The organism is Weissella oryzae SG25 (genome assembly GCF_000691805.2).
GTDB classification, from domain to species: Bacteria; Bacillota; Bacilli; order Lactobacillales; family Lactobacillaceae; genus Weissella; species Weissella oryzae.
In genome coordinates this window covers 1-17,232 of sequence record NZ_DF820499.1, presented here as the reverse complement: position 1 = coordinate 17,232, position 17,232 = coordinate 1, and the positions used below count along the sequence as shown (strand labels likewise).

The 17,232-nt window shown below is 35.0% G+C and carries 19 protein-coding genes; 6 read left to right on the top strand and 13 right to left on the bottom strand.

Annotated elements, in window-relative coordinates; translation table 11 throughout:
• Nucleotide 1: 1 nt before the first annotated feature.
• From TT13_RS09415 to TT13_RS09405, 3 genes are all read right to left on the bottom strand, one after another.
• A complete protein-coding gene (locus TT13_RS09415) occupies nt 2–340 on the bottom strand; it encodes an EF2685/EF0750 family sortase-dependent surface protein (protein WP_027699734.1) in 339 nt (112 codons plus the stop codon).
• A gap of 39 nt (nt 341–379) precedes the next feature.
• A complete protein-coding gene (locus tag TT13_RS09410; RefSeq protein ID WP_027699733.1) occupies nt 380–1,405 on the bottom strand; it encodes a WxLIP family cell surface protein in 1,026 nt (341 codons plus the stop codon).
• Nucleotides 1,406–1,493: 88 nt separating this feature from the next.
• Nucleotides 1,494–2,201, bottom strand: a complete 708-nt coding sequence (locus TT13_RS09405; RefSeq protein ID WP_027699732.1) for a WxL domain-containing protein — start codon at nt 2,199–2,201, stop codon at nt 1,494–1,496.
• Between the two features lie 570 nt (nt 2,202–2,771).
• Here TT13_RS09405 and TT13_RS09400 point away from each other — a divergent pair.
• Together TT13_RS09400 and TT13_RS09395 are read left to right on the top strand one after the other, a co-directional pair.
• Nucleotides 2,772–3,413, top strand: a complete 642-nt coding sequence (locus TT13_RS09400; RefSeq protein WP_278279348.1) for an NADPH-dependent F420 reductase — start codon at nt 2,772–2,774, stop codon at nt 3,411–3,413.
• An 87-nt stretch (nt 3,414–3,500) separates the two neighbouring features.
• Nucleotides 3,501–4,037, top strand: a complete 537-nt coding sequence (locus TT13_RS09395; protein WP_242868536.1) for a DUF1097 family protein — start codon at nt 3,501–3,503, stop codon at nt 4,035–4,037.
• Nucleotides 4,038–4,240: 203 nt separating this feature from the next.
• Here TT13_RS09395 and TT13_RS09390 read toward each other — a convergent pair whose 3' ends face one another.
• The 6 genes from TT13_RS09390 to TT13_RS09365 all read right to left on the bottom strand — a co-directional run bounded on the left by TT13_RS09390 (nt 4,241) and on the right by TT13_RS09365 (nt 9,153).
• Nucleotides 4,241–4,702, bottom strand: a complete 462-nt coding sequence (locus tag TT13_RS09390; RefSeq protein WP_027699730.1) for a DUF2798 domain-containing protein — start codon at nt 4,700–4,702, stop codon at nt 4,241–4,243.
• Between the two features lie 221 nt (nt 4,703–4,923).
• Nucleotides 4,924–5,865, bottom strand: coding sequence for a hydroxyacid dehydrogenase (locus tag TT13_RS09385; protein WP_027699729.1), 942 nt, complete (start codon nt 5,863–5,865; stop codon nt 4,924–4,926).
• Between the two features lies 1 nt (nt 5,866).
• Nucleotides 5,867–6,829: a sugar kinase gene (locus TT13_RS09380; protein WP_027699728.1), complete on the bottom strand. Its 963-nt coding sequence runs from the start codon at nt 6,827–6,829 to the stop codon at nt 5,867–5,869.
• Between the two features lie 26 nt (nt 6,830–6,855).
• Nucleotides 6,856–8,136, bottom strand: a complete 1,281-nt coding sequence (locus tag TT13_RS09375; protein ID WP_027699727.1) for a hypothetical protein — start codon at nt 8,134–8,136, stop codon at nt 6,856–6,858.
• A complete protein-coding gene (locus tag TT13_RS09370; protein ID WP_027699726.1) occupies nt 8,133–8,882 on the bottom strand; it encodes a sugar phosphate isomerase/epimerase family protein in 750 nt (249 codons plus the stop codon). Before TT13_RS09370 ends, TT13_RS09375 begins: the two co-directional genes overlap by 4 nt.
• Before the next feature lie 10 nt (nt 8,883–8,892).
• On the bottom strand, nt 8,893–9,153 hold the full coding sequence (locus TT13_RS09365; protein WP_027699725.1) for a hypothetical protein: 261 nt from the start codon (nt 9,151–9,153) through the stop codon (nt 8,893–8,895).
• Nucleotides 9,154–9,290: 137 nt separating this feature from the next.
• On the opposite strand from TT13_RS09365, the gene TT13_RS09360 reads away from it, so the two are divergent.
• Nucleotides 9,291–10,280 (top strand): LacI family DNA-binding transcriptional regulator, encoded by a 990-nt coding sequence (locus TT13_RS09360; RefSeq protein ID WP_242868535.1) that lies wholly within the window; start codon nt 9,291–9,293, stop codon nt 10,278–10,280.
• Between the two features lie 271 nt (nt 10,281–10,551).
• Here TT13_RS09360 and TT13_RS11730 read toward each other — a convergent pair whose 3' ends face one another.
• Complete coding sequence (locus tag TT13_RS11730) at nt 10,552–11,040, bottom strand: TetR family transcriptional regulator (RefSeq protein WP_422821964.1); 489 nt, start codon at nt 11,038–11,040, stop codon at nt 10,552–10,554.
• Between the two features lie 169 nt (nt 11,041–11,209).
• Here TT13_RS11730 and TT13_RS09350 point away from each other — a divergent pair, with 169 nt between their 5' ends.
• The 3 genes from TT13_RS09350 to TT13_RS09340 all read left to right on the top strand — a co-directional run bounded on the left by TT13_RS09350 (nt 11,210) and on the right by TT13_RS09340 (nt 14,191).
• Complete coding sequence (locus tag TT13_RS09350) at nt 11,210–12,139, top strand: alpha/beta hydrolase (RefSeq protein WP_027699722.1); 930 nt, start codon at nt 11,210–11,212, stop codon at nt 12,137–12,139.
• Between the two features lie 390 nt (nt 12,140–12,529).
• Nucleotides 12,530–13,207, top strand: a complete 678-nt coding sequence (locus TT13_RS09345) for a type 1 glutamine amidotransferase domain-containing protein (RefSeq protein ID WP_027699721.1) — start codon at nt 12,530–12,532, stop codon at nt 13,205–13,207.
• Nucleotides 13,208–13,276: 69 nt separating this feature from the next.
• Complete coding sequence (locus TT13_RS09340; protein ID WP_027699720.1) at nt 13,277–14,191, top strand: NAD-dependent epimerase/dehydratase family protein; 915 nt, start codon at nt 13,277–13,279, stop codon at nt 14,189–14,191.
• 233 nt (nt 14,192–14,424) lie between these two features.
• Here TT13_RS09340 and TT13_RS09335 read toward each other — a convergent pair whose 3' ends face one another.
• The 3 genes from TT13_RS09335 to TT13_RS09325 all read right to left on the bottom strand — a co-directional run.
• Complete coding sequence (locus tag TT13_RS09335; protein ID WP_045477129.1) at nt 14,425–15,873, bottom strand: MDR family MFS transporter; 1,449 nt, start codon at nt 15,871–15,873, stop codon at nt 14,425–14,427.
• 71 nt (nt 15,874–15,944) lie between these two features.
• Nucleotides 15,945–16,574 carry a TetR/AcrR family transcriptional regulator gene (locus TT13_RS09330; protein WP_082816218.1) on the bottom strand — a complete coding sequence of 210 codons (630 nt, stop codon included), beginning with the start codon at nt 16,572–16,574 and terminating at the stop codon, nt 15,945–15,947.
• A 258-nt stretch (nt 16,575–16,832) separates the two neighbouring features.
• The coding region (locus TT13_RS09325) for an LPXTG cell wall anchor domain-containing protein (RefSeq protein ID WP_045477127.1) at nt 16,833–17,232 on the bottom strand (400 nt) is incomplete at its 5' end.

Sequence of the window (17,232 nt, the reverse complement as noted above, 5' to 3'; positions counted from 1 at the left end):
GCTACTTTGTATCCTTATTTTTAGTCATATGCCAAGCATATGCACTTAGAGCAACCAATACAATTCCAAATACACTAATCGCCCAATTAAGATAATAACCAGTTTCTGGTAGTTCTTCTGGTTTAATCACTACCATTGGGTGATTTTCATTGTTTGGCTCAACTATAGTATTCGTATTACTACTTTTTTCACTTGCAGAACTTGAACTGGATCCATCTGGTTTGACTTGAATTGTCGTATCAGACTTCCTATAAGTTTCTGCCTTGCTAACATTTTTTAAACTTGAAAACATTATTAAAGTTACGGCACTCATAAAGAAAAATATCGCGAATTTTTTCATAATCTATGTTTTCCTTTTATTCGTATTAAACTTACTAAATTATTCAGTTACTTCCTTCTTATTTTGTTTCCGTTTCTTCACAATATACCAAACGATTAATGCAAGAATTATCAAGATAATTACCAATACAATATACTTAATCCAAGGATTATAATGATCATTCAACAATACAGCATCCGCAATACTAATCTTAAAATCCTTTTCTAACAGCCAATGATGCCCATCAGCAGTTTGTACCGTAGCCTTATAGTGATAACTTCCAGGTAAAATATTTTTTTTACTCCAATTGTTTGCAAAGCTGAATTGTGAATTTGGTGCCATGCTCATTCCATTTTGCGTTGTCTTACCCATAACAATGTTTGAATCTTTTTTTGTAATAACTGAATCAACACTCATATCACTAACAATAGCTGGTGCTGTATTTTTAAATTCCGATTTAACTTTAATCGAGCTACCTACTTTTCCAGCCTTAATTGTTCCTAACTTAACGTTAGGTTCCGCTGTCTGATCTTGCTCTTTAAGCACCACGCTCATTGCATATGCAAACTTGTTCTTTACACTAACACCTTTATTATTGATTGGATTAGCTGTGTTGTCAGTTTGTACCAAAAGACCCCCAACAATTAATCCATCAAATTTATTTTGTGGAATATTCAATTTAAAAGGGACTTCTAAAATTTGATTCGCCGGAATTTCAAGGGTCTTAGTCCGATCATCTTTAGCAACGAGATCTTGAAACTTATATTTCAAGGTTTCACTTTTTGGAATAGTATCACGGTCAATTGCCAAAACACCGCCATCAGAGGTATACGCAGTTGTGGCAGTTATTTTTAATGTCTTGGCTTCCTTTGACAAATTAGCAATTTTCATTGAAACTGTTTGCGTCTGACCTGGCTCTACTTTTAGATCAAAGATACCATTTTTACTGATTTGATTACTTGGATAAACTGGTGATATTGCTATATCTGATGTCCCAGCTGCCTGTGAACTCGTACTAAATAAAAATGAAAAACCGAGAATAGTGAGTAAAAAAGCCAGACTTAACATTGTGCTTTTTTTTAACATATTTTGTATTTCCCTTGACTTATTTTTTCTAATAAAAAGGCCCTTAATACAAAGGGCCCATAGTTATATTAATTATTTCGCCCGAATATTAATTTGAGGCCGAAGTAGGTGTTGCATTCAACGTCCAAGTAATTGGTGCATCATATTGTCCAGCTGGAACATTTGCTCCCATATCTAAGGAAGCATCGTTGGCCTTATTATAATAAACGGTAGTACTTCCAGTACCATTACCTTGTGATGACTTTAGCACTTGATGTTCAGCATTATCACCAGATGTCAAAACTGGTTGGTAAACAGCCGGCATATTTGCTGCACTAACAGAATTTGTACCTGCTGTTTGGTTCAAATGAATTGCCCAGTCGCTTGAACTAGTCAAAGCGGCTCCAGAAGCAGAACTAAATGAACCTAATTGTGCCGTCAAATTCCATGGCATAGTAGTAACGGTCTTACCATCATCTGTACCACGTGAATCAGTAACCTTCAACATACCTGAATCGTTACCATCATCATCAATCAAACCAGCATTGCTAACTAATGGAATATTCTTATTAGCTGTCTTTGTTTGAGCAGTCATTCCAAAGTTCATATCTGGAACAGCATCAAGTGTCAAGTAACCTTGCTCAACCTTAACCGTTGCATCAGACTTGCCAGACACAGAACCACTCGCATCGTTTTGCTTAGTGCTAGTTGCGGCAGGCAAATTACTTTGTGCATTTGCAACCCCAACCGTACTAATACCAACCCCAACTAAAGCAGCTAAAACAGAAACGCTAGATAAAACAACCTTATACGTCATAATTAACCAATCTCCTCTAAAATAAACAATATTGTACAAGTTTTTGTACAAGAGAATTATATGATAATTTTAAAAATCATTCAAGCTTAATTTATTCTTTTAACTTGTACTAATATTTTGAAATATTTCGCTTAATATATAATATTATGGCTTAGTATTTATGTTCTGGATGAGTAAGTTACCCTTTATAGGGGTAACTATAAAAACAGCTAATCCTTTTATTATTAACAATATATAAGTAATTTTTAGAAACAGTCTTTGGATATGTCAGTACTCTTTACTTGACAAATTTATATATGTAGATATTATTTTTGCCTATTTAAAAAAATTTAAAACTTCCTGCCTAGATAGTAGGTTTCAACTATTTTTAATCCCAAACTACTTTAAATTATTCACTTTTACGCAAAGCTAAACAACTAAAACCACTTCAACTATCAATTACTTTAACTATTTTCTTACCAATCAAAAGTATTATGATAATCCCCTAATTAGATTGACATTCCTCGATTGGAGCTTATAATTTAGATATAACTTACTTTTCGATAGTTAAATCAGAAGCGAGTTAACTAAATTTATGGAACTGGGGTAAGTAACATGACAATAGCAATTATCGGAACTGGAAGTATCGGATCAGCCATCGCTAATGACTTAGCTAACTCTAATGAAGAAATTTTATTGGTTAACACTCACCAAGAGAAGGCTGAACAATTGGCACAAACATTAGGTAATAACTTTTCAGCAGTTACTGCAGATGTTGCCTTGCAAAAAGCTGACATTCTAATCTTGTCGATTTGGTTTGCTGAACAAATGCAGTTTATCAATAATAACTTTAAAGCACTAGCTGATAAGATTATCATTGATCCGTCAAATCCAATTGCTTTTGATGAAAATGGCAATGTTTACAAAAATTTGCCAGACAAAACGGCAGCTGGTGAAATTTTACAGCAACTACTGCCTATATCAGCTAGCTATGTTAAAGCCTTTGGCACACTACAAGCTAGTTCCCTCTCTGACTCTGCTCATTTGGATCCAAAAGCTATTTTATATTATTACTCAGCTAAGGCCGAAGCCAAAAACTCAATCGAAGTTTTAATTAACGCTGCTGGCTTTAAGGCCGAAGCAGTTGAACTTGCAGATGGTAAGACCCTTGACTTAGAGGTGGGCGGCCGTTTACATGAACTAGGTGGTCTGGGCAAAGTCCCTTTTGAATAAATGATTAGCCAGCGATTATTTTCAAATAAAAATAGTTGTACTTAACTTAAGTGTCAATGACCTTTACATTTTTAGTAGGAATTCCGTATGAAAGTAATTAAAATATATAAGCGAAGCTCCGCAGTAGCCCTTTTCATTGCTTTAGTTCCACCTGCTTGGGCTGTTTTAGCACCACATCTTGGTGTTACAGTAGGTGCCATTGCGCTTATTTCTGCCGGCCTCTTTGTTGCTGCCGGAAACCAAAACCAAAATAAATGGCGGATTCTCTTTGGTCTATGGTTAGGTATCCCCCTTGGCCTACTTGATGTAATTTTACCGGGACTAACTACCTTTCCTCAAACAACATTGTATATAGTAACGAGCGCTCTGGGTGCAAGCGCCATTTTACTTGGTGCCATTCCAGCAGTAAACCGTTGGATTGACAGTGCTGCTTGGTTGACGGGGATGGCAACTGTCGTAGTTGCTTTGATGATAAACAGTAACCCCTTAAAGTTTGGTACTTTACCATTAGAAATTATGGTTGCAATGTTAGCTGGTGTATTTGGTATTGGTGTATTGGGTAATATTTTCGCTGATTATCTAGTTAGCACTAACAAAAAGTCATCTAATAAAATAAAATCTTAGTCTTAACAATATTGCTAGCAACAATATTTAAACTAAAAGTTATCTATTAAACATTAATAACTTATCTGAACATTTTCCTACTATAATAGTACCAATCTAAAGCATTCACTATTCCTAGCTTTAAATATTTGGCACTACATACAAATAATAAAGAGCCTGTCAAAACATGACAGGCTCTTTATTCATTATATGAGTAATCCACTCTAATTTTGGATTAATGCCAACATTTTTCTTGAAAATGGACCAACTAACAACAATTGCAACGGTAATGCAACAATTAAATTAAATAGCCAGGTATGCCCATAAATTGCTACTAAGCTTGACCCCTGAGTTGGTGACATAATCATGCCAAAAATTGACATCAACGTTACCATACCTAAAACCATCATACTTGAAATTGCTAAGCCAATAAAAAGTGGCTTTACATCTTTTAAGTTATTTCTTCTAATGTAACCAAAAACAATCTTTTTAACAATTGGTCCAACGAGTACCATATCAAATATAACTGCTACTAGTAAAGCAAGTGGATAGCCTAATAAACCATCTAGGATACTTGAAATTGCTAAGCCATTATGTAGCACAACATTATACATTGTCATACCTAAAACCATTAAGCCTGCCATTAAGGCCGTAAAAAACGCTTCTTCTTTAAAATTACTTGGCATAAAATGCCCCCCTTTTAGTTATCAAATATTTAATATAGCAGATTAAAATCCTTCTCGTAAGTAAAACTTTTTAATTTATAATTATCCTGCCAATTAGTTTCAGCAATTAGTACTAAAAAACGTAAAATACTGCTTATGTAAAAGGTTACAATTTATGATAAGCAATCGAGCAGCCATAAAAAAAGCATTCAATTTTAAAGGAATTGAATGCTTCTTTATTATTAAATATGATTAACTTTAAACTTCGGTTCTTCGCCCTTCAAGACACTGATAATATCATTTGACGCATCAATGGCCATACGACGCTTAGTTTCAACTGTATTAGAAGCAATATGTGGCGTTAGCAAAACGTTTTCTAAACCAACTAAAGGATCTGATATTGGCAATGGCTCTGCTTCAAAGACATCAAGGGCTGCACCCGCAATGGTATGCTTTTTCAAAGCATCCACTAAATCAGCTTCAACTATTATACTTCCACGTGCCATATTAATAATATAGGCGTCATCCTTCATCATATCAAACTCAGCTTTGCCAATTGAATGCTCAGTTTCTGGTATAGCTGGCAAATGTACCATCACATAATCGGCTTCCTTAAACAAAGTATCTCGTTCAACCATCGTTACGTTATCCTTTGCCTTGGCAAATGGATCAACTGCAATAATTTTAACCTCAAAACCTTGTAATTTTTGCGCAACCATTTGGCCGATTCGACCAAAGCCAAGAATTCCAACGGTTTTACCATATAAATCACGGCCCAAATGAGTCTTACGATAGTTCCAGTTATCCTCATTCAATGCCTTTGAATCTTGATAAAGATTCTTACTGATAGCTAGCAACTCTGCAACAGCTGTTTCCGCCACTGAACCTGATAGTGCAGTTGGTGTATTAACAACTTGAATCCCACGCTTTGTTGCTGCTTCAATATCAACAGAATCATAGCCAACACCATTTCGTGCAATCACCTTTAAATTTGGCATGCTATCCATTATTTCTGCATCGAACTTCTGAGTGCCAATTAAGACTGCGTTGGCTTTCGCACCTTCAGAAATCATTAATTGTTTATCACGACCTGACCCAATAACTACTTCTAAGCCTGCCTGCGCTAAGAGTTCCTTACCAACAGCAGGAATATCATCTGGTAAAAATACGATTTGTTCTGACATTTTATTCTCCTTTATTCATCGCTATAAATTTTGCAAGCTCATCCGGTGTGGGATAACCATCATTATCCCCTGGCGTCTGGACCTGCAAAGCCCCTACTATATTTCCACGTTCGACAGCATGATACATATCTAATCCATCTATCAAACCAGTAATAACGCCTAATGCAAAACCATCACCTGCCCCGACCGTGTCAACAACGTGTTCTACTTTAAATCCTGGTACTAGCTGGCCAGCCTCTTCACCTTCATTTTTAACATATGCACCAGCAGGGCCAAGTTTTACAATAACTGTTTTTGTAACCTCACTATTATTAAGATAAAAGTCCGCAATTTCTTCAGGCTCACTTGAACCCATTAGAATTTCGGCCTCATCGATTCCAGGTAAAACAATCTGACCATATTTTGCCAATTCATTGATTGTCGTCGTCATTTTTTCCTGTGATTCCCACAAAGCTGGACGCAAATTTGGATCAAAGGTTGTTGGAATATTATTTGCCAACATTTTTTGGGCAAAATATTCAAAGGTTTCTCTAGCTGTTTCAGAAATTGCTGGGAAGATACCTGATAAATGTGTCATGGCAACGTTAGACAAATCAATCTTATCAATAATGTCTTTCTTTAAATGGGCTGCCGCTGAATTTTTTCTAAAGTTGAAGGTTTTTGGATCACCCGCTGAAACCCGTTCTTTTAGTTGAAACGCCGTCCAATTAGTTGAATCAGTACTAATATATTCTGTACCAACCCCAAACTTTTCGATATTTTTAATTGCAAACTCACCTAATGGGTCTGCCCCAACCTGCGAAACATAATTTGTAGAATGACCCAATCTAGTTGCACCAATCATTACATTAAGTTCAGCTCCACCAAGCAATTTGTAGTAGTTTATACTATCGACTAAGCCTTGATCTGCATCTGTTGCTGCAAAGGTGACAATTGGCTCACCTAGTGTCAATAATTCAGTCATATACATTCTCCTATTTCTAATTAAATTTAATGTCCAAAGAAAAGATAAACAAGGACTGTATTAATAAATGTAATGAGCCACATAATTGGTACACCCATTTTAAGATACGTCTTAGCATCTAACTTCGAGTAAGTTAATGACCATGTATTCCATGACTGCGTTAAGTCGATTGATACGGCCATGATACTTACGGTATAGAACAGTGGCAACAAAAACATTGGATTGAATGTATGCGTTGCGGCTAATACTGATACTGTAGCGGCTCCAGCTCCCCAAACATGCAGTGGTCCTCTGAATAAGGCCAGCGGTGCTAAAATTCCAATTGCAATTGCAAGCACCAAGGTACTATGCGGTAAGATTACCTCAATTAAGCCCTTAAACCGTGGCACATTAATCGTGGCAGCACCAACGAACATGATTAGGGACATCAAAAACATTATCAAACCAGCAATATCATTAATTGCCTGACTAGTTGTCTTATTAATAAATTCAACTAGTTTTTTATATGATTTCATCTTGCCAGTTAAGAGTAAGGCGATAATGGTTGATACTAACAAGGCCGGAATCGCATCCCATTTAAACAGCAAATTAAACATAACTGGTAATAGTGGGATAACATACGTAATCGGATTAACTCGTTCTGTTTTCTCACTAGTTTGCTCAGCTTCAATGACATCAATATGGTCATCTTTAATACTCTTGCTGTGAAATAAGACAAAGATAATAATGCCAACTAATTGGACAATCATTGCTGTAATTCCAAAAGACAAATACTTTCCAGAATAACTAACCGTTGGGAAAAAGACTTTGATTTGATTAAAAAGCACAACGTTAATATACATTGCTGAACCAATGGCCATAGTAAAAGTTGGAATTGCAACTTTTAACGGTACCCCAATTGACAATAAAATTGGAATTAGGATAACCCCAATGGCCATAACTGATCCAACACCATAAGCAGATGAGAAAATTAAGGCAGTTACTAAGATGATAACAATTGTTGCCAGGACTGGCGCTTTCTTACCTAGCTTTTGTGTCCTTAAGGAAATTGAACCAGCAATTCCTGTATCCACTAAAACTCTGCCAAACCAAGAACCAAAGACAATATAGATAATGGTGGACCCATAATTTAAGGCGGGTTCAGCAATCACCTTTTGCATCACCACACTTAGAGGTACTAAGCCAATTATTGACCATAGAATTGCCATAATAAAGAAACCAATCATTAGGTTTCCACCTTTGACAATATAGAAAATAAAACCTAAGAATGTTAATAACAGCAATGAACTAATAATAATATTTGTCATGTCAAACCCTCAGCTTTTAACCTTTCAATACCATCGATAATTTCTAAATCAGAATTTACTGGATACTCCAATGCAACTGGGAGCATTTTAGGCAAAATCGCCAAAATAGCTGGCCAGTCAATTTCACCCTGCCCCAAAGGAACGGTTTTGCTATCACTAGCAAAGCCAAGACCATCCTTAACGTGAATATATTTAACGTATTGCCTTAAAGCTTGTGCTGCCTTCATTTCATTTTCACCCACGTAACGCCAATTACCCATATCGTAGACATAACCAATTGCTAAGTCATGCTCCACCATAATTTCCATAAATTTTTGAATAGCTGAAATGCTACCCATTGACTTAATTTGGTTATTTTCAATATTCATTTGATCAAGAATTTTTGAATACATAGCCAACTTTTCAAGCTGTTTTGCTCTAATGTCATCAAATTCACCAATGTTAAATTTAATAACCGAAACTCCCATTGCTTGAGCTTCTGCAAAATACATATCAAGTTTTGTATTTAATTCACCATTAATAAATAATTCATCTGGTACTGAATAAAACAATTTTATTCCATGCGTATTCGTGAAATTTTTAATATCTTTAATTTCATTCTCAATATCAAAGAAATATTCACGCCGGAGTTCCACCTGACTAATGTTAAATTCAAGTGCTTTTTTTAACATCGTTAATTGATTTTCACCTGCTTGATGCTCTTTATCGAAAACTAAATTATTTAGTACAATTTGTGCTACATTCATTTTTGTCACCTCAATATTTATTTAGCTCTGTAACTTTGGCTAGCAACTCATCAAATGACAACTGGTGCCAATCACTTGTTGAGTCTGAACTAAAATTTTTTGCATCAAGCTCATTAAACTTCTCAATCAAAAAATATGCCGATAAATAACTTGTCAACGCATCTTTTGCAAGTTGCTCGGTCGATTTATGTGCTTGATGTTCTCCCCGCATTGAACTAATAAATGTCATTGCGAATTGATGAGGATCAATCCGCATTTTAGTTTCTTCCATTTTTTTGCCCTCTTGTTTTTTCAAAATTAAATAATTTGGTGTATCGTTTTCGGAAACCGGTTTACAAAATATATTGTAATCGCTTCCAAATGTGCTGTCAAATTTTTTAATTAATTTTAGTGTATAATTGCCCTATTATGAAGAAAACGACTATTAATGATATTGCTCGCACTGCTGGGGTCTCAAAGACCACCGTTTCCAGATTTTTAAATCAAAAGTATAACAATATGTCTGTTGACACGAAAAAAAAGATTGAGCAAACGATTGAAGACTTAAATTACCAGCCTAATCGCAGTGCTCAATCCCTTAAAAATCATCGCTCGTATTTAATTGGGATTTCTGTTGCTGACATTTCTAATCCTTATACATCACGATTACTCAAAGGCATTAATGATGCTTTTGCTAACTCTCCTTATCAAGTCATGATTATGGATGCTGATAATTCAACTAAAATTGAATTTATGAATATTCAAAAACTAATTGCAGATGAAGCTGATGCGGTCATTATTCAACCACTGACTAATGACATCAACCAGTATCAAAATCTAATTGATTCAAAAATTTTAACAATTCAAGTCGATCGCTATATTGATCAGCATATCTGGCCATCCGTGGTATCAGATAATTACGATAAATCTTTTATAGTTGGTCAAATTCTCCAGGATAAAGGCTATGAACATATTATCGTTTTGACCAACAACACTAGAAATATTAGCAGTCGAAAGAATCGTGTAAATGGTCTAACCACAAGCCTCGTTGAGACTGAAATAACTGTTAATGTCATTGATATTGACCAAAATGACAACTGGCAGCATATGGTTATCAATCAAATAAATGCTAACCTTAAATGCGCTATTTATGCTTTAAATGGTGAAATTCTCTGGGAAGTCATCCGATTCCTCAGAAAAAATCAGCTTGATTTCCCCAATGATGTGGGTGTTATTGGTTATGATGATAATGGCTTTGCTGATTTAATAACGCCGAATATTTCCGCAATCATTCAACATCCATTAGAAATCGGCCAAACAGCTGCAAGTAAAATCCTCGACGCTTTGAATAACGCATCACCTATAGAGAACGTGAAGACCAAAATCCCTTCAACCATTGAGAATCGGGAATCATTGTAGAAAGGTTTGATTAGCATTAGTGCTTTGACAATAAATTAGTTGAAAATTATAAAATTTAGCGTTGAATTACTTTTTACTAGGCATCAATATAAAAAAATAAAGCCACTTAGCTATAAATCTAATTTGATTTAAAGTTAAGTGGTTTTATTTGTTGTAATAAATTATTTTATCTTCTTGTTCAATCCTGATTACTTACTAGGGTTACTATTTAACATAGTTTTATAGCCAAAATACTCCTTAAATAAGGCCTAACCGCTTTTGTTAGTGTAGTCTAATCTAAAAAGACAATTGGTACAAGTTTATTAATTTCAATTGCTACATCATTAACGTTTGTCTCTATTCTATTATCAATCATAGTGTTGACTAACCCCAAAACGCCGTTAGCGTAAAATTGCAAACTAAGTTCATTATTTTTAAAATCTCCATGCTTTCTAAGACTATCTCGCAAGTAATCTATAAACTTAACCCGAAAAGAATACGTCCTTTCAATTGTCAACAAAACATGGAACAATGCTTGCCGTTCCTTTATATACTTCAGCCATACTACGATTCGCTCTTGATGTGAGATAGCTAAATTACCATGACTTAATTTTTCTAGTTCTAAGAAGGTTAAAGATGCTAACCTATCAATTAATTCATACTTATCCTCATAATAATTATAAAAAGTCTTACGTGCTATATTAGCTTCCTTACTTATGTCAGTAATCGTAATTTCATCAAAAGCCTTTTCTGATAAGAGCTTTTCAAAAGCTAACCCAATTCCGGCTAAAGTTTTTTCTTTTCGTTTATCGATTTCTCAGCTCCCCCTCTGATGTAACAAATCAACTCAAAATGTTACTAAAGTAACATTTAAAATGCACTTGGTATGTATCTTCCTTACTTTCTTACCTATACTACTAAACATAGAAATAGAAAGCGAGATAACCACAATGATTACTACTAATAATATAAAATTCAAAGGACGTCATTTCAATTTGGCTGGTCGGCTATTTTTCCCAGAAAATTTTAGTGAACAAATTCAACAACCAGCAATTGTCATAACCCATCCGACGAGCGCTGATATGAATCAAACTTCAAGTATTTATGCTACAAAACTGGCTGAAAATGGCTTTCTAGCATTAGCTTTTGATGCCTCTTATCAAGGTCAAAGTGAAGGTGAACCCCGTTATATCGAAGATCCTGCTAATAGAACAACTGATATTATGTACGCCATCGACTATTTAAATACACTTCCCTTTGTCGATAACAGTCGTATTGGTGCAATGGGAATTTGTGCTGGGGGTGGTTACACCATTAATGCAGCAAAAACCGATAAGCGTATTAAAGCAATTGGAACTGTATCTGCTGCAAGCGCCGGAGGAGCCTATCGTGAATCATTTGGGCCAGATGATGCCTTAATTGCAACCTTAGAGCAAATTGCTAAGCAACGTACAGCCGAAGCCACCGGCTCAGAGCCCCTAATAACACAATGGATTCCGAATAATCAGTCTGAACGTATCCAAATGCAACTAAATGACATAGATGTTATAGAGGCCGTTGATTACTATCGAACACCGCGAGGCCAAGATTCCTTTTCACCAAATAAAGTTCTCTTCACCAGTTTTGGCTTATTACTTAACTATGATCCAGTAAATTTGGTTGAAAAGCTGCTCAATCAACCGCTAGAAATGGTGGTTGGTGATAGACCGGGTAGTTTTGGATCATACCGCTTTGCTTATGAAATCTATAATAAAGCCGCTTCAAAGAATAAACATCTAACGGTCTTACCCGGCGTTTCACATTATGATTTATATGATCAGCCTAAAGCTGTTAATGCAGCTATTGAACAACTTGTGCCTTTCTTTAAGTCTAACCTCTAAAATGTTTATTAATAAATTTCATAAATTGAGCCTAAAATTTTTATTTCTAACCAACCCATTAGCTTAGAAAGCTCCAAAGCAATGGATTACAAGTATGAAGTTTACCCTAAAAATTAGCCCTATCATATTTGATATTCAGATATTGGTCCACTCTCGGTGTTTTACTGAGTGTGAACCTTTTTTAATGTATGTTGTTTAATAATCGCATATTGTTGAGGATTCTACTATTTTCATGATTTATAAAAAACAGCTTATTTCAGCTTAATTATGTAGATAACTATAATAATGCCAATACAATATATTCATAATTTACAAGTTAATCATATGTACAGTTTAACCGATTTAGAGTATCATTATCAAAAAAAAGAGTTAGAAAGGTTAATTTTAATCATGAAAAAAGTGCTTGTTGTCTTAACAAATATATCAACCTACGGTAATAATGATGATGCTACCGGTTTATGGGTAGGTGAGGCAACTGAATTTGTGACCGAATTAAAAAAAGCTAATATTGATGTAGACTATATGAGTCCACTTGGTGGTTATGTACCAATTGACCCCAGAAGTTTAAAATATGCAAATAAAGAAATTTACACAATGTATCGCGATCCTAAGTTTTTGACTAAGGCACTTCAAAATTCATTAGCTCCAGTCGAAGTTAATCCAAATGATTATGTTGCTATATACTATACCGGTGGGCATGGTGTAATGTGGGACTTTCCGGATAATTTACAAATCGCTAAAATTGCTGAAAAAATATACGCAAATAATGGTTATATTAGTTCCGTATGTCATGGCATTGCCGGCCTATTTCCTTTAACTAATCAAGATGGCTCAGCTTTTCTTACCCAAAAGAAGGTCACAGGTTTTACAACGAGCGAAGAGTACCTAAGTGGGAAATTTAGAGAAGTACCCTTTCTAAATGAAAAAATAGTTCATGAACAGAGTGGTATCTTCATGAAGAAACGCGCTTACAAGCCTTACGCAGTTCAAGATGGTCGGCTAATCACTGGCCAAAATCCCTTCTCACCTAAATTAGTTGCTGAATTGCTAATTAAAGCTTTAGCATAGAGCTTCAAAATTTGGGACTAGATGCTCATAAATTCATAAAAATTCAATTCTTTTGTGGGGAATAAAATTATGCAAACAATTTTAGGGAGTAATGGACAGATTGGAACCGAGTTGGCTAAAACCCTCTATCGGCACTATTCAAAAGATATTCGACTGGTTAGTAGAAATCCGCAACGGATTCACGATTCTGATCAGCTAGTCCCAGCTGACCTTTTGCTGGCAGAAGATGCTGATATGGCCGTTAAAGATAGTGATATCGTGTATTTCACCCTCGGTTTACCAATGAATTCGCAACTGTGGGAAACTCAATATTTACGAATTTTACAAAATGTCATTAATGCTGCCAAAAAATATGACAGTAAATTTGTGTATTTTGATAATACCTATATGTATGCAAAGGATAATCAACTTCAAAGTGAAACGTCGTCTTTTGTTCCAAACGGTCGAAAATCAGTCATTCGTGCCCAGGCAGCAGAACTTGTTTTACAAGCAATTAAGGATAATACTTTATTGGCTGTTATTTGTCGGGCTCCAGAATTTTATGGCCCTGGCCGAACACAAAGCATAACAAACTCACTGGTGTTTAATCGAATTAAACAAGGTAAGAAACCAATCATTCCTGTAAATGATCAAGTTTTGCGTACTCTCATTTGGACTCCAGATGCCAGTAAGGCCATAGCGCTAATTGGTAATACACCTAGCGCGTACAGACAAACATGGCATTTACCGAGTGCTGATCCAGTATCATATAAAGAAATAATTACATTAACAGAGGAAATCTTACATAAAAAGATTCCTTATACTATCGTAAAAATGTGGTTATTTAAACTATTAAAATATTTTAATCCTAGAATGCAAGAGTTACAGGAATTATTACCTCGCTATCAAGTTGATAACCTTTTTAGTAGTGAAAAATTCAAAACGGCTTTCCCTAACTTTAAAATCACTTCTTACAAAGAAGGGATTTCACAAATTTTTAAGTAAGTAATCTAACTAAATTTTTTCAAAAAGAACAACTATGGTTGTTCTTTTTTTGACTAATTTATCTTTTGTTAGTAACCCTGAAAGATTACTTCGATAAATAATATAATACTGCTTCCCCTTCATAAAGGTGTAATTTTACTCCTTTGGGCTATTAAAAGACCTCAAAAAAGTGTAGTAAGTCCTACACTTCTTTGAGGTCTTAATTAGGTCACTAACACTTAATAATTTATTGTTTAAACAGTTTGGCTCTTTTGTACTTTGTTAGTTTTATTTGATAAGGTTGTTACCAATAACCAACTAACGACTAATAGACCTAGTGGCAACCAGAATGTCGTACCATATGCTTCAATTATGCTTTTCTTAAAGGCAGCTTGATTAAACACGTCAAGGCTCTTTGTGGCCTGAGCAATATTTTTAGTTAGCACGTTGCTTAGCAAAATTACAGCTAAAGAATTAACAATTTGCATTGCTGAATTTATCATCGGAGTAATTCTGGTGACTACATTTTTAGGAGCAACTGACAAATTATACGTGCTAATTTGCATCATTGTCATACCCTGTCCAACGCCAAGCAACAAAATCATACTTATCAATTGTGTTAAACTCGTCGTAACACTTAGCCCAGTCAATAAATAAATTCCAGCTATCATGAGTGCTACTCCAGGAAGCGCAGCTGCCCTCACTCCCCAACGATCAAACAATTTCCCACCAATCACCATTCCGACGAATGAAGCAATCGCTAAAGGTGCTAACATCTCACCAGCATGTAATGGCGAATATCCCTTCGCTGTCTGTAAGAATAATGGTACTAATAACATTGTCCCAAAATAGACAATCTGATTTAGCCAACTAACCAATATTCCACGAACAAATCTACCATCCTTAAATGCTTCAACTGCCATTAAAGCATTCTTACTTTTTAACTCAACAAAGTAAAAAACAATAATCAGAAGAACTCCTAAAATTATCAATCCAGATGTTAAAGCATCATTTAAACTATGACCGCCAAGCCGATTAATACCATTCAAAATACTCAAAAAGCCTATCGGTGCTAATAATAGACCCTTCCAATCTAATTTTTCATTTTGAATTTCTTTACTAGTCGGAATAAATTTATAAACAAGAAACAAAGCAACTAAGCCAACTGGAATATTAATCAAGAAAACAGCATGCCAACTGGCGATGTCTAGTAACCAACCACTTAGTAGTGGACCAGCAATTGGTGCAATCAGCATGGGTAAGCCTAGCAGACCCATTAATGCGCCTCTTTTTTCTTGTGGAATAACCTTCCATGATAATGCCATACCGATTGGCCCAACGATTCCTCCGGAAAGCCCTTGAATCACTCTAAACAAGATTAAATAATCAATTGATGACGCTAAAGAACATAAATACGAAGCAAAAGTAAACAAAGCAATCGCACTAAAGAATACTTTTTTATCTGAAAAGCGATCAGCAAGCCAACCAGATAATGGTATAACGGCTGCTAATGCAAATGTATAGCCTGTAATCACCCATTGAACGGTCTTCAATGACGTATTAAAGCTTTTATTAAGCGTTGGAACTGCTATGTTCATAATTGTTGTATCCATCATGACCAACAACATCCCAACTGAAATTGTCATCACAATTGGGATAACTTTTTTCATTGAAACTTTTTCATCTAATACAATATTTTGCATAATTTCTCCTTTTGTCTAACGGTGTTAGATAACATTGTAAATAAAAAAGGTTCAAAATTTTGAACCTTTTCTTATTTTTTTGTTGCCTGGTCAATTCCAGCAATAATCATTTTAAGATTCCAAGCTAACATACTTTCTTGTCCAAAGTGTCTAAAAAGGCCTTGGTTAAATATGCGTGATAACACTGGAATATCGGGGATGTTTGAAATACTGTGCTCTCTACTGCGCACAGTATTTTGTTGAAGCAAAAAATCTCTTTCAAAAGATAATATTTGATCTTGAAAAATTGATATTGAATAAAATTTTTCCAAATCTGATAGGGCTAAATGATCAATAATTTGCAAGAGCCGGTCCATCAACATCAGATATTTTTCAGAATTTGGTGGCATAGATACAATCAAATCTGCTGAATAAGGTTTTTCCCTTAGCTCTCTGGAAAAAGTTAAACCATTATTTAATAAATCAATCTGCCAGTCATTTGAATATGTAAATTTTGAAATTACTGTTGCTGTTACAGCATCACTTAGTGCTGTCATTAGCGCTAATTTGTTTGGAAAGTACCAATATAATGTAGCCGCTTTAATCCCCAATTCGTTTGCAATATTGCGCATGCTCAAGGAATCCAGGCCATCATTTTCAAGTATGCCCCATGCTGCTTCAATAATTAATTTTTTGCTAATCTTTGTGTCGATATTTATCACCTACCTATAATGTTAAGTTAAATATAGCATAAATTATCGTATTACAGATTATAACCACAAATTTATTTTCACAAAAAATTTATGAAAATAAATTCTAGCTTAATAATTTAATTATTGAATCTATTTATACACTTCCTCCTCTAATATAAAAGTAAATTAAAAAAGGTACCAATGGAAAATTAATTTCATTGGTACCTTTTTTAATTAAGAAGTTTGCATGTCAAAATTACAATTCAATTCTATAAATCTATGACATGTCTATTTATTTTTCCGCTTAAGTCCTAACAATGTTAATGCTAGTAGCAGTTCGCCAAACACTTGCAGCATTTCAGAATTTTCCATTCCCGTATTTGGCAACGTTTGATTCATTGCATTTTCTGAATCTAATTCTGACATTGAATCACTTAATGAGTCAGATGTTGAGTCTGAACCACTGATTGAGTCACTTAGTGAATCTGATGTCGAATCTGAGCCACTGATTGAATCACTCAATGAATCGGACGTTGAGTCACTACCACTGATTGAGTCGCTCAATGAATCGGACGTTGAATCACTACCTGAAATTGAATCACTCAATGAATCGGACGTTGAGTCTGAACCACTAATTGAATCACTCAATGAATCGGACGTTGAATCTGAACCACTGATTGAATCGCTT